This is a genomic window from Mycobacterium sp. NGS48, assembly GCF_059812585.1.
Map to the genome: position 1 here is coordinate 84,196 of NZ_JCALCY010000008.1, position 10,834 is coordinate 95,029.

Consider the following 10,834-nt stretch of genomic DNA (forward strand, 5'->3'; position numbering starts at 1 on the left):
GCGGCAGTGGCGCGGACTCAGTGGGTGTTCGCGGCGACCTCCGCCGCTTTGCGGGGCCGCCTGCGACGACGGCGGCGTCCGTTGTGCGCGCTTTCGCCGGGCGAGGTGTCGGACGGGGCCTCGGCCGGGGCGTCACCGTTGCCGGCGGCACCGGCGCCCGGATGCCCGGTCACCGACTTGCCGCCGCGAGTGCGTCGGCGTGAGCGGGTGCTCTTGCGCGGTCGTTGGCCGTCGCCGTCGCTCGACGGGGCGCGTTTGACCTGCGACTTACGCGGCCTACCGATCGCGCCGTTGGCGTCGGTCGGGATGCCCAGTTCGGTGTACAGGTGCGGTGAGCTGGAGTAGGTCTCCGCCGGATCCGGGCAGCTAAGACCGAGCGCCTTATCGATCATCGTCCAGCGGGCCAACTCGTCCCAGTCCACCAAGGTGACTGCCACGCCCGTGCGGCCGGCCCGGCCGGTCCGGCCGATGCGGTGCACGTAGGTCTTTTCGTCGTCAGGGCACTGGTAATTGATGACGTGGGTGACATCGTCGATGTCGATGCCTCGGGCGGCCACGTCGGTCGCGACCAGGACGTCGATATCCCCGGCCCGAAATGACTTGAGCGCCTTTTCGCGGGCCACTTGGCCCAGATCGCCATGCACCGCGCCGACCGCGAAACCACGTTCGGCCAGCTCGTCGGCCACCTTCTGGGCGGTGCGCTTGGTGCGCGTGAAGATCATCGTGGCGCCGCGGTCGCGGGCCTGCAGTATCCGGCTGACCAGCTCGACCTTGTCCAGCGCGTGCGCGCGGTAGACGAACTGCTCGGTGGCGTCATGCACCGCTGATGAGTGTGGCGCCTCCGCCCGGATGTGGGTGGGCTGGTTCATGAACGTGCGGGCCAACGTGATGATGGGATCGGGCATGGTCGCCGAGAACAGCATGGCTTGCCGCTCGTCGGGGATCTGCCGCAGGATGCGTTCGATGTCCGGCAGAAAGCCCAGGTCCAACATCTCGTCGGCTTCGTCGAGCACCAGCACGGCCAGGCCGCCCAGTTGCAGGTGGCCCTGCTGGGCCAGATCCAGCAACCGGCCGGGGGTGCCCACCACGACGTCGGCTCCGGCGCGCAGCGCCTCGATCTGCGGCTCGTAGGGCCGGCCGCCGTAGATCGAAACCACCGACAACGGCCGGCCATTGTCGGCTCGTAAGTGCTTGGCCGCGGTGGCCAGGTCGCCAAACACTTGCAGGCACAGTTCCCTGGTGGGCACCACGACGAGTGCTCGGGGGATGCCGTTCAGCGGCGGCTCGCTGGTCGTGATCCGCTGCAGCAGCGGCACGCCGAATGCGAAGGTCTTGCCCATGCCGGTGCGGGCCTGGCCGATCAGGTCATCTCCGGCAAGCGCCAGGGGAAGCGTGAGCTCCTGAATGGCGAACGGACGCTCGATGCCTTGTTCAGTCAGCGCGCGCACAATTTCGTCGCGGACGCCGAGTTCGGCAAATGTGGATGGGGGAGGGGTGCGGGTTGGTGTGATAAGTGGAGTCATGCGTGCGCGCATATGCCTTTCGGAGTTGCATTTCGGTCAGTTCGTCGCGGTCCACGCGCGCACGGTCCAACTGCCGAATACGTTGCCGATTCGCGGAGCCCTGCGCTCAAACTAGGCGGGCTAACGGCGTGCACGCACATTTCGCCGGCAATAGCGGTAAGGGTCTACAGCCACCACCTTCCCTGATGATACCTGGTCGGCGGTTATGTCATAGAAATCTCGGTCCAGCCGGGCGACGAAGCCGGATATCGCGGGTCAGTACCGGTGCATTCGTGGCGATCGCCACCGCGCATAGAGTGTTGCCATGACTTCGCCTTCGCGCGCCGATGAGTTGGACGATCCGCCCACCCCGCGGCTGCCGGCGGACCACCCCGGCGTCAACGAGTTGTTCGCGCTGTTGGCCTACGGCGAGGTTGCGGCGTTCTATCGACTCACCGATGAGGCGCGGATGGCGCCCGATCTGCGCGGCCGCATTTCGATGGCGCGCATGGCCGCCGCCGAGATGGGGCACTACGAGCTACTGCGCGACGCGCTGGAACACCGTGGTGTCGACATAGTGCCGGCGATGTCGAAATATGCTGCGGCACTTGACGATTACCACCGGCTGACGACTCCAAGTACGTGGTTGGAAGCGCTGGTGAAAACCTACGTCGGCGATGCCCTGGCCGCCGACTTGTATCTGGAGATCGCGGGCGGCCTGCCCGGCGAGGTGGCCGACGTCGTGCGCGCGACGCTGTCAGAGACCGGCCACTCCCAGTTCGTCGTCGCCGAGGTGCGCGCCGCGGTGACGACCAGCACCAAACAACGCAGCCGGCTGGCGCTGTGGTCGCGCCGGCTGCTCGGTGAAGCCATCACTCAGGCCCAGTACGTGCTGGCCGACCACGACGAGCTGGTCGATTTGGTGGTTTCCGGAACCGACGGCCTCACCCAGCTGACGGGATTCTTCGACCGGCTGCAGCACACCCACGACCAACGGATGCGCGAACTGGGCCTGGCCTAGGGGCTCGCGGCCTCGCCGCCCGTCGTCCTAGCGGGTGCAGGTCGCGATGATCGTGCTGGTGGTCGACACCACGACGGTCTGACCCTCGGCGTTGGTGATCGCACAGCTGAGCCGGCCGGTGAGGCTGGTCGCCACGACGGACTTGGTCTGCACGCCCGGGGCCAGTACGACAGCCTTCGACCAGGGCAGCGACACGTTCACGTCGGTCTGGGGCGCCCCTTGGCCGTCGGTGTAAACGACGGTCACCAGGTCCAGGAAGCCCTTGGTCCCGTTCACCTGGTACACGACGGTGTTCGGATCCAGCTGCGTCGGCGGTGGCGGGCCGAGTTCCGGTGGTGGCGGTGCTGCCGTCGGCGCCTCGGTGGGGCTGGATTGGCGCGGCGGTGGCGTCACCGTCGTCACGGTCTCGGGTGGTAGCGACGCGGTAGGCGGCGCCGTGGGTCGCGGGGTGGCGATCACGGTGCGGGTCGGTGGCACGACCGTAGCCGTCGTCGAGGCGCTGTCGCCGCCGTTGAGAATGACGACGGTGGCGATCACGGCCAGCACGAACACGACGCCCGCGACTGCCGCGATCGGCCGCCAGCGTTCGTCTACCGGCCCGACCCAATCGTCGTCCGGGTAGGTCGCGTAGACCTCGTCATCTGGGTAATCCTGAATATCGCTATCCAGGGGTGTCATGGTGCTGATGTTGCAGATGTTATCGATGTGACCCGACGTGGATTGCTCCGCGGGTGGGCGTGTTGGTCACGATTTGGCGACGACGACCCGTCGCTACCGGACCCGCGAATGCTTGGCGCCGACCGGCTTTCACGGCCGTCTCGGCGCGTCTACTAGCCTGCTGGAGAACGCCTACAACGGAAGGGGCCAGCGTGGAGGTCAAGATCGGTGTCACGGACAGCCCGCGCGAGCTGGTCTTCACCAGCGCGCAGGCGCCCGGTGAAGTCGAAGAGCTGGTCACCGCCGCGCTGGGGCAGAACTCTCAGGTGCTGAGCCTGACGGACGACAAGGGCCGTCGCTTCCTGGTCCAGGCGGCCAAGATCGCCTACGTCGAAATCGGGGTCGCCGACGCGCGCCGCGTGGGCTTCGGAATCGGCTCGGCGCCGGCTACGAGCGGGTAAGCGGCACGTGCGATAACCCGCCCCAGGCGAACTGCACGGTGCCATCCACCGCATCCTCCTTGGAGATCGGACGATCGGTGTCCAGCCAGTATCTGGCGCAGTCGACGCTGATACCGACCAGGCCCACGGCGATCATCCGGGCCCGGTGCGGGTCCAACCCGGAATCGGCGCTGATGAGGTCGAACACCGCATCGATGCACGATTCGGTGGCCACCCGTACCTGCGAGGCCACCTGCGGCTCGGCGACGTTGTCGTTCTCGAAGATCAGCCGGTAGCCCTGGCCGTCGTGCTCGATGAAGTCGAAGAACGCCTGCACCGCCGAACGTAACCGTTGCCGGTTGTCGGTGGTGGTGCGCAGCGCTTGCCGCACGCCCGACACCAAATTCTCGACATGCCGATTCAGCACCGCCAAATACAGTTCCAGCTTGCTGGTGAAGTGTTGGTACAGAACAGGTTTGCTGACTCCGGCCCGGTCGGCGATCTCGTCCATGCCGGCGGCGTGATAACCGCGGTACACGAAAACGTTACTGGCAGCGATGAGCAGTTGACCGCGCCGCTCATCGCGGGGCAGCCGGTTGCCGCGCCGCGCGGGGGCGACGGTGTCCGTCGACCGCCTTCCGGCCGCGTTGGCGAGATCGCTCATCGAGTCCTCATCTGATCGTCAGGACATGCGCCGTCGGCGTCGCCGCGCGCTGCTGATCGCAAAGACACTACTACCCGCGCGGCCGCGCGCTTGTTATTGACTATTCCAATCCCCGCTGGAGCCGACGTATCTAGCCGTCGGGCGCGCCAAGAGCCCAGCTAGCGGCCTCCTTAGCAGCGAATGTGCGATCCTGGGGCGGTGAGTTTCGACCCAGAGCCACGCGGAACCGGCCAGGTGCCGGTGCTCCGCGACGACTGGCGAGAACCGCTGCGTGCTCAGCGGGATCCGCTCGCCTGGGGCTCGGGCCGTACCCGGTCCAATCGCGACCGGCCGCGCCGCTGGCGCAAACAAACCTGGCTGGGCCGTTTCGTGTCCACCTACGGTTGGCGTGCCTATGCGCTACCGGTGCTGGCGGCGCTCACTGCGGTGGTGCTGTATCAGACGGCGACCGGGACCAGCGCGCCGGCGCCCGCTTCGGAGGAGCCGGTCCAGGGACCGCCGACGATCGGATCGGTGGGCACCGCCATCATCGGTGCGCCGCCACGCGGGCTGACCGAATTCGACGCCAGCCTGCCCACCGGCGTACTGCCGGACGGCGGTCCGTTCACCCCGGCCGGTGACAAGACCTGGCGGGTCGTCCCAGGTGTTATGCCTCAGGTCGGGCAGGGCACCGCGAAGGTGTTCCGCTACACCGTGGAGGTCGAAAACGGGATCGATCCGACCACGTTCGGCGGCGACGATGCGTTCGCGCGGATGGTCGACCAGACGTTGGCCAATCCCAAAAGCTGGACCCACAATCCGCAGATCGCATTCATCCGGATCGACGGATCCGACGGCACAAACCCTGACTTCCGGATCTCGCTGAGCTCTCCGATGACCGTACGCGAGGGCTGCGGCTACGAGATTCCGCTGGAGGCCTCGTGCTACAACCCGTCGTTCAGTCCCGGCGGGCAGCAGCGGGTGTTCATCAACGAGGCGCGGTGGGTGCGCGGAGCGATGCCCTTCCAAGGTGATGTCGGCTCCTACCGCCAGTATGTGATCAACCACGAGGTAGGTCACGCCATCGGGTATTTGCGTCACGAGCCGTGCGACAAGCAGGGCGGGCTGGCGCCGGTGATGATGCAACAAACCTTTTCGACAGCCAACGACGACGATGCCAAGTTCGACCCGGACTGGGTCAAGGCTGACGGCAAGACATGCCAGTTCAATCCGTGGCCGTACCCGATCGCCTAGTGGCGATCGTCTGAGTGGCGCGGGAAGCTTCCTCGCTTGTTTGCCGTTGATCCGGGCAACTGCTGTGATGGGGAGAGCTGACAAAGTTGAGGAGATATTCGGTGTCGACGTCGTTGCCACCGCTGGTTGAGCCGGCCGCCGGGCTGACGCGCGATGAAGTCGCGCGCTACAGCCGCCATCTGATCATTCCCGACGTCGGCGTCGACGGGCAGAAGCGGCTCAAAAACGCGCGGGTTCTGGTGATCGGCGCGGGCGGACTCGGCGCGCCCGCGTTGCTGTATCTGGCCGCCGCCGGCGTGGGAACCATCGGCATCGTCGACTTCGACGTCGTCGACGAGTCCAACCTGCAGCGCCAAATTATCCATGGCGTGTCCGACATCGGTCGCTCGAAGGCGCAGTCGGCGCGCGACTCGATCGCCGAAATCAACCCGCTGGTCGACGTGCGCTTGCACGAAGAGAGATTGGAACCGGACAACGCGGTCGGCCTGTTCGAGCAATACGACCTGATTCTCGACGGCACCGACAACTTCGCCACCCGTTATCTGGTCAACGACGCCGCCGTGCTGGCGCACAAGCCGTATGTGTGGGGCTCGATCTACCGCTTCGAGGGCCAGGTCTCGGTGTTTTGGGAGGGCGCGCCCGACGGACGCGGCCTCAACTACCGCGATTTGTATCCCGAGCCGCCACCTCCCGGCATGGTGCCGTCGTGCGCCGAGGGCGGTGTGCTGGGCATTCTGTGCGCGTCGATTGCCTCGGTGATGGGCACCGAGGCGATCAAGCTGATCACGGGCATCGGCGAATCGTTGCTGGGCCGGTTGATGGTCTATGACGCCCTGGAGATGAGCTATCGCACGATCTCGATCCGCAAAGATCCCAACACGCCGAAGATCACCGAGCTGATCGACTACGACGTGTTCTGTGGCGTGGTCTCGGATGAGGCGGCCGATGCAGCGGCAGACGCCACGATCACCCCGCGTGAGTTGCGCGAGTTGCTGGACTCGGGCAAAAAGGTTGCTTTGATCGATGTGCGCGAGCCGGTGGAGTGGGACATCAACCACATCGACGGCGCGCAGTTGATTCCGCAGTCATCGATCAACTCGGGTGAGGGGCTGGCGAAGGTACCCCAGGACCGGGTACCGGTGCTGTATTGCAAGACCGGTGTGCGCTCAGCCGAGGCTCTGGCCGCGGTGAAGAAGGCCGGATTCGCCGATGCGGTCCATCTGCAGGGCGGCATCGTTGCCTGGGCGCAGCAAATGCAGCCCGACATGGTCATGTACTAACGCGTCTGCCCAGCTGACCCCCATTAGGCTGAGCGTGTGAGTGTCGACCCGCCGCCCGAGCACGTATTGGCGGCGTTTGGTCTGACCGGGGTGCGGCCTGCGCCGTTGGGTGGCAGCTGGGAAGGCGGCTGGCGGTGCGGCGAAGTGGTGCTGTCGCTGGTCGCCGATCACGCTCGCGCTGCGTGGTCGGCCAAGGTGCGGGAGACGCTGTTCGTCGACGGCGTGCGGCTGGCCCGACCGGTCCGCTCGACCGATGGACGCTATGTGGTCTCCGGCTGGCGGGCAGATACTTTCGTCGCCGGCAAACCCGAGCCCCGCCATGACGAAGTCGTCTCGGCGGCGGTGCGGCTGCACGAGGCCACCGGGAAACTGGAACGCCCTCGGTTCCTCACTCAAGGCCCCACCGCGCCGTGGGCGGATGTCGACGTTTTCATCGCGGCCGACCGGGCCGCGTGGGAAGAACAACCGCTGGCCTCGGTGCCGCAGGCCGCACGGGTTGCCCCCGCGACCGCCGACCGGCCGCGTTCGGTCGAGCTGATCCAACAGCTCGCCGGGCTGCGACGGCGAACCAAAAGCCCAAGTCAGCTTGTGCACGGAGATCTCTACGGGACAGTGCTTTTCGCGGGTGCAGCCGCTCCCGGCATCACCGACATCACGCCGTACTGGCGGCCAGCGCCGTGGGCTGCTGGCGTGGTCGTCGTCGACGCGTTGTCATGGGGCGAGGCCGACGACGGACTCGTCGAGCGCTGGAACGCCCTGCCGGAGTGGCCGCAGATGTTGTTGCGAGCATTGATGTTTCGCCTCGCGGTTCACGCATTGCATCCCCGCTCCACGTCGGCGGCCTTCCCGGGGCTGGCCCGCACCGCGGCCTTGGTCCGGTTGGTGCTCTGAGCGCGAAAGTGCAAGTAGCAACGTGTTTCCCGAGAAGGGCCGTCGCTAGTTGCACTCTCGCGGAAACGCGTAACGCACTTCGCCCAGCGCGACCTTCCCGTCGTCGGCCAGCACCCCTTCGGCGCGAAGGAGCTCCAACTGGCGGGTGGCCAGATGCGGTGCGGGGCGGCCGGACGCGGTGATCACGCGGTGCCACGGCAAATCCGAGGAGTCGGTTCGCATGATCCAGCCGACGATCCGCGGGCTGGAAAGCCCTGCGGCGGCTGCGATATCACCATAGGTCGACACCCGGCCGGCGGGGATGGCGGCCACCAGCGCGCGCACCCGCTCGACCTGCTCGTCGGTCACCGTCGCCATCGTCAGCGCATCCGGTCACGGATCACCGCGGCGACCTCGGCAGGCTTGGCTTGGGCCACCATGTGGTCGCATTCGAGTTCCAGCAACTGAAAATCGAATCCCAGCCGCTCACGCAGGCCGGCGATCAGTCCGTCGTCGACATATTGCGGCGACGTCCACAGCGCCCGAACCAACGTCGTGGCAACTCCTTTCGGCGGCAACACCACATCGCGGGCCAGCTCGCTCCAGTACGACATCATCGCGGGCAGGCTGATCCGCCAGCTGTATCGCCCGCCGGGCAGCGCTACCAGGTGTTCGTCGAGCTCGGCATCGAGCATGGTCGGGTCGACGTCGGCCCATGCGCCGGTGGCCTTTTCGGCGCGCGCTTCTGCGGCGTCCGGGTAATCGGGCGAGGCCAGCATCGCGTCGGCGATCTCGCGCATCCATGCGCCGTCCAACCCGATCGCCGGATCCAGCAACACGAGCGCGGCCACCAGATCGGGATGAGCGGCGGCCAGATGCAGCGCGACCGCGCCCCCGAACGAATGCCCGACCACCACCGCCGGGGCCTGATCGTCGAGCAGCGCGGCCAGCGCCGCGACATTGGCGTCGATCGTCCACGGGGCGGACCACGACGACCTGCCATGGCCGAGTAGATCGGGGGCGGCCACGCTGACCCCGGGCAGGTAGTCGGTTGCCAGCTGTTGCCAGCGCTGCCCATGGCCGGTCAAACCGTGGATGGCCAACAGCCGCGCCGGCCCCCGGGGGCCGTAGCGGTGCACATGAAGCTTCCTCACGCGTCGTATGGTGCCAGCCGCCCGGAGCGCCACCGGTGGCGCTGCTGCCGAAAATGTGTCAATAGGCGGGCTAGCTGCGCAGTAAGGTTTGACGGTAGATCCGGACACGCTGGGGAAGGGGTCGTGTCATGGGGATGGAGCCCGACAGCAGCCCGTATGGGTCGCAGACGTTGCTGGGCCCGGGCTGGCCGAACATCGACGAGGACGTGCTGGCGGCCGCCGCCGCGGAGTTCGAACAGCTGGCGACGCATCTGACCGGGGTGGTGGTGCCTCAGCAGCAGGGGCAGATGATGCAGATCCAGGGCATCTGGCAGGGCACCGCGGCCACGGCGGCGCTCGGAGAGGCCAGCACGATCATCAACGGGCATGAAATCAACGCCGCCGAGGCTTCGGCCATCGCGCTCAAGCTGCGCGCCATGGAGGCGTCGATCGTCAAAGCCAAGGGGCTGGCCAACGCCACCGCGCAACTCACCCAGCACACCTGCGAAATGATCGAGGCCTTGCCGCTCCCGGGGGAAGACAAGGAAGCGCTGCTGCAAAGCCAGATCAGGCTGGGCCAGTCGCAGAACATGGCCGACGTGATGACGGGCACGACCGAGCTCGCGGGCAATCTGGGTGTGCCTGCGGTCAACCCCGCCGCGATACCGATCCCGCCCGGCGGGACGGCGGGCGCGGGGCAGGCGAGCAAAGAGTCGCAGGACGGGGTGCAAATGATGACCCAGATGATGTCCCAGGTTGGGCAGCTTCCCCAACAGCTTGGCAAGATGGGCGGGGGCCAAGGGCTGCAACAGCTGACCCAACCTTTGCAGCAGATTTCGTCGATGTTCGGCCAACTGGGCAAAGGCGGTTCCGGCGGGGCGGATGCGTCACCGTTTGCGGCGTTTTCCAATCATCCGGCCGCCGGTGGCTCGGGCGCGACCTCGGGTGCCGGGCTGATGCGAGGCGGTGGAGTGCCCGGCTCCGGCGGCAGTCCGCCGCGCACACCGCTGATGGCCAAACTGGTGGACAAGCACACCACCACGGTGGCTCCCACGGCAGTGGAGGAGGGCGCCGCCGCAGGCAGCACCGTTGTCAGCGGTGCGGCACCGGTGGGCGCCGGCGGCGGCATGGGCGGCATGGGCGGAATGGGCATGATGGGACACCGGGGGGACAGCGGCGGTTCCCGGGCGGGGATGGCGGTTCCGACGCCCCTCGACCACGACCTCACCGAAGGCGAGGACGACGATGAGTGGTGATCCACGGCGCCGCGACAACCGGCAACAGGAGATAACAGCTGATGAGTGAGGGCTTGGAACACCACGGCACCCCCACCTGGCAGCCAGGTCAGGTGCAAATGCCTCAGATGCCGATGGTGTCGCCTGGCGAAGACCCGATGAGCGCGACGATCGCCGCGGTCTTGCCGACGCTGTCCGTTCCACTGCAAGCGAATGTCGCGGCGCTGCAAGGCAAGGAGGCCATGTTCGACGGCAAACTCGGTGCCTCGAGCGCGGCATATCAGGGCGCCGACGAGTCCGGTCAGCAGGGCGTGATGCAGATAGTCCAAACGCTGGGCCAGATGGGCAGCCAGGCCGGCGAGATGGCCGGTGCGCCCGGTCAGATGGCCGGCCAGTTCGGCGGCAGCTTCACGTCGCTGATGCAACCGATGATGCAGGCGTTCCAAGGCGCCGGCCACGGCGGACAGGGACACGGCGGACAGGGACAGCCTGCGAGCGGACCGGCGTCCCAGGGCGCCGCCGGCGGCGCGGGTCAGGGCCCCACTGGTATGGGCACCTCGCAGCAGCAGCAGCGGGAGGACCAACCTGCCCCGCAGGGCCAGCCCGAAACCCAGCAGAGCACCGAGCGCGACGACGCGGGAGCTGCGGCCGGACCGCAGGCCGGCGGCGACATCCGACACGACGCGGGCCGACCGCCGGTGCTGCCCGAATATCCCCGCCACAGCGGCGGTGAGGATCTCGGCCGCCGGATGTGATGCCGGTGCGCGCCATGCACTAGTGCTGTCCGGGCGGCGGTAAC

General features: G+C 67.3%; 12 protein-coding genes. 7 read left to right on the forward strand and 5 right to left on the reverse strand.

What is annotated here, in order from left to right; translation table 11 throughout:
* Nucleotides 1-17: 17 nt before the first annotated feature.
* The gene (locus tag AC5Y42_RS16005; protein WP_499899646.1) at nucleotides 18-1,511 is read right to left on the reverse strand and encodes a DEAD/DEAH box helicase; all 1,494 of its coding nucleotides are present in this window, start codon (nucleotides 1,509-1,511) and stop codon (nucleotides 18-20) included.
* Between the two features lie 316 nt (nucleotides 1,512-1,827).
* Here AC5Y42_RS16005 and AC5Y42_RS16010 point away from each other — a divergent pair, with 316 nt between their 5' ends.
* On the forward strand, nucleotides 1,828-2,523 hold the full coding sequence (locus AC5Y42_RS16010; RefSeq protein ID WP_499899498.1) for a ferritin-like fold-containing protein: 696 nt from the start codon (nucleotides 1,828-1,830) through the stop codon (nucleotides 2,521-2,523).
* Nucleotides 2,524-2,550: 27 nt separating this feature from the next.
* Here AC5Y42_RS16010 and AC5Y42_RS16015 read toward each other — a convergent pair whose 3' ends face one another.
* Nucleotides 2,551-3,201 carry an MmpS family transport accessory protein gene (locus tag AC5Y42_RS16015; RefSeq protein WP_499899500.1) on the reverse strand — a complete coding sequence of 217 codons (651 nt, stop codon included), beginning with the start codon at nucleotides 3,199-3,201 and terminating at the stop codon, nucleotides 2,551-2,553.
* Nucleotides 3,202-3,392: 191 nt separating this feature from the next.
* Here AC5Y42_RS16015 and AC5Y42_RS16020 point away from each other — a divergent pair, with 191 nt between their 5' ends.
* Nucleotides 3,393-3,641 carry a DUF3107 domain-containing protein gene (locus AC5Y42_RS16020; protein ID WP_499899502.1) on the forward strand — a complete coding sequence of 83 codons (249 nt, stop codon included), beginning with the start codon at nucleotides 3,393-3,395 and terminating at the stop codon, nucleotides 3,639-3,641.
* Here AC5Y42_RS16020 and fasR read toward each other — a convergent pair.
* Nucleotides 3,628-4,284 carry an HTH-type transcriptional activator FasR gene (gene fasR, locus AC5Y42_RS16025; protein ID WP_499899504.1) on the reverse strand — a complete coding sequence of 219 codons (657 nt, stop codon included), beginning with the start codon at nucleotides 4,282-4,284 and terminating at the stop codon, nucleotides 3,628-3,630. The genes AC5Y42_RS16020 and fasR overlap by 14 nt on opposite strands.
* A gap of 180 nt (nucleotides 4,285-4,464) precedes the next feature.
* Here fasR and AC5Y42_RS16030 point away from each other — a divergent pair, with 180 nt between their 5' ends.
* The 3 genes from AC5Y42_RS16030 to AC5Y42_RS16040 all read left to right on the forward strand — a co-directional run bounded on the left by AC5Y42_RS16030 (nucleotide 4,465) and on the right by AC5Y42_RS16040 (nucleotide 7,688).
* Complete coding sequence (locus tag AC5Y42_RS16030) at nucleotides 4,465-5,517, forward strand: DUF3152 domain-containing protein (protein ID WP_499884740.1); 1,053 nt, start codon at nucleotides 4,465-4,467, stop codon at nucleotides 5,515-5,517.
* Nucleotides 5,518-5,618: 101 nt separating this feature from the next.
* A complete protein-coding gene (gene moeZ / locus AC5Y42_RS16035; RefSeq protein WP_499899506.1) occupies nucleotides 5,619-6,797 on the forward strand; it encodes an adenylyltransferase/sulfurtransferase MoeZ in 1,179 nt (392 codons plus the stop codon).
* Nucleotides 6,798-6,833: 36 nt separating this feature from the next.
* A complete protein-coding gene (locus AC5Y42_RS16040) occupies nucleotides 6,834-7,688 on the forward strand; it encodes a TIGR02569 family protein (protein WP_499899508.1) in 855 nt (284 codons plus the stop codon).
* A gap of 45 nt (nucleotides 7,689-7,733) precedes the next feature.
* Here the strand turns inward: AC5Y42_RS16040 and AC5Y42_RS16045 are convergent, their stop codons facing one another.
* Together AC5Y42_RS16045 and AC5Y42_RS16050 are read right to left on the reverse strand one after the other, a co-directional pair.
* Nucleotides 7,734-8,045 carry an MGMT family protein gene (locus tag AC5Y42_RS16045; protein ID WP_499899509.1) on the reverse strand — a complete coding sequence of 104 codons (312 nt, stop codon included), beginning with the start codon at nucleotides 8,043-8,045 and terminating at the stop codon, nucleotides 7,734-7,736.
* A gap of 2 nt (nucleotides 8,046-8,047) precedes the next feature.
* Nucleotides 8,048-8,821 carry an alpha/beta fold hydrolase gene (locus AC5Y42_RS16050; RefSeq protein ID WP_499899510.1) on the reverse strand — a complete coding sequence of 258 codons (774 nt, stop codon included), beginning with the start codon at nucleotides 8,819-8,821 and terminating at the stop codon, nucleotides 8,048-8,050.
* A 128-nt stretch (nucleotides 8,822-8,949) separates the two neighbouring features.
* Between AC5Y42_RS16050 and AC5Y42_RS16055 the strand changes: the two genes are divergently transcribed.
* Together AC5Y42_RS16055 and AC5Y42_RS16060 are read left to right on the forward strand one after the other, a co-directional pair.
* Nucleotides 8,950-10,056, forward strand: a complete 1,107-nt coding sequence (locus tag AC5Y42_RS16055) for a hypothetical protein (protein ID WP_499899512.1) — start codon at nucleotides 8,950-8,952, stop codon at nucleotides 10,054-10,056.
* 41 nt (nucleotides 10,057-10,097) lie between these two features.
* Nucleotides 10,098-10,790 (forward strand): hypothetical protein, encoded by a 693-nt coding sequence (locus tag AC5Y42_RS16060; protein WP_499899514.1) that lies wholly within the window; start codon nucleotides 10,098-10,100, stop codon nucleotides 10,788-10,790.
* Nucleotides 10,791-10,834 lie beyond the last annotated feature (44 nt).

Coding starts and splice junctions, on each gene's coding strand:
- AC5Y42_RS16010 (WP_499899498.1), top strand. CDS start 1,828: ATGACTTCGCCTTCGCGCGCCGATGAGTTGGACGATCCGCCCACCCCG.
- AC5Y42_RS16015 (WP_499899500.1), bottom strand. CDS start 3,201: ATGACACCCCTGGATAGCGATATTCAGGATTACCCAGATGACGAGGTC.
- fasR (WP_499899504.1), bottom strand. CDS start 4,284: ATGAGCGATCTCGCCAACGCGGCCGGAAGGCGGTCGACGGACACCGTC.
- AC5Y42_RS16030 (WP_499884740.1), top strand. CDS start 4,465: ATGTGCGATCCTGGGGCGGTGAGTTTCGACCCAGAGCCACGCGGAACC.
- AC5Y42_RS16045 (WP_499899509.1), bottom strand. CDS start 8,045: ATGGCGACGGTGACCGACGAGCAGGTCGAGCGGGTGCGCGCGCTGGTG.
- AC5Y42_RS16055 (WP_499899512.1), top strand. CDS start 8,950: ATGGGGATGGAGCCCGACAGCAGCCCGTATGGGTCGCAGACGTTGCTG.
- AC5Y42_RS16060 (WP_499899514.1), top strand. CDS start 10,098: ATGAGTGAGGGCTTGGAACACCACGGCACCCCCACCTGGCAGCCAGGT.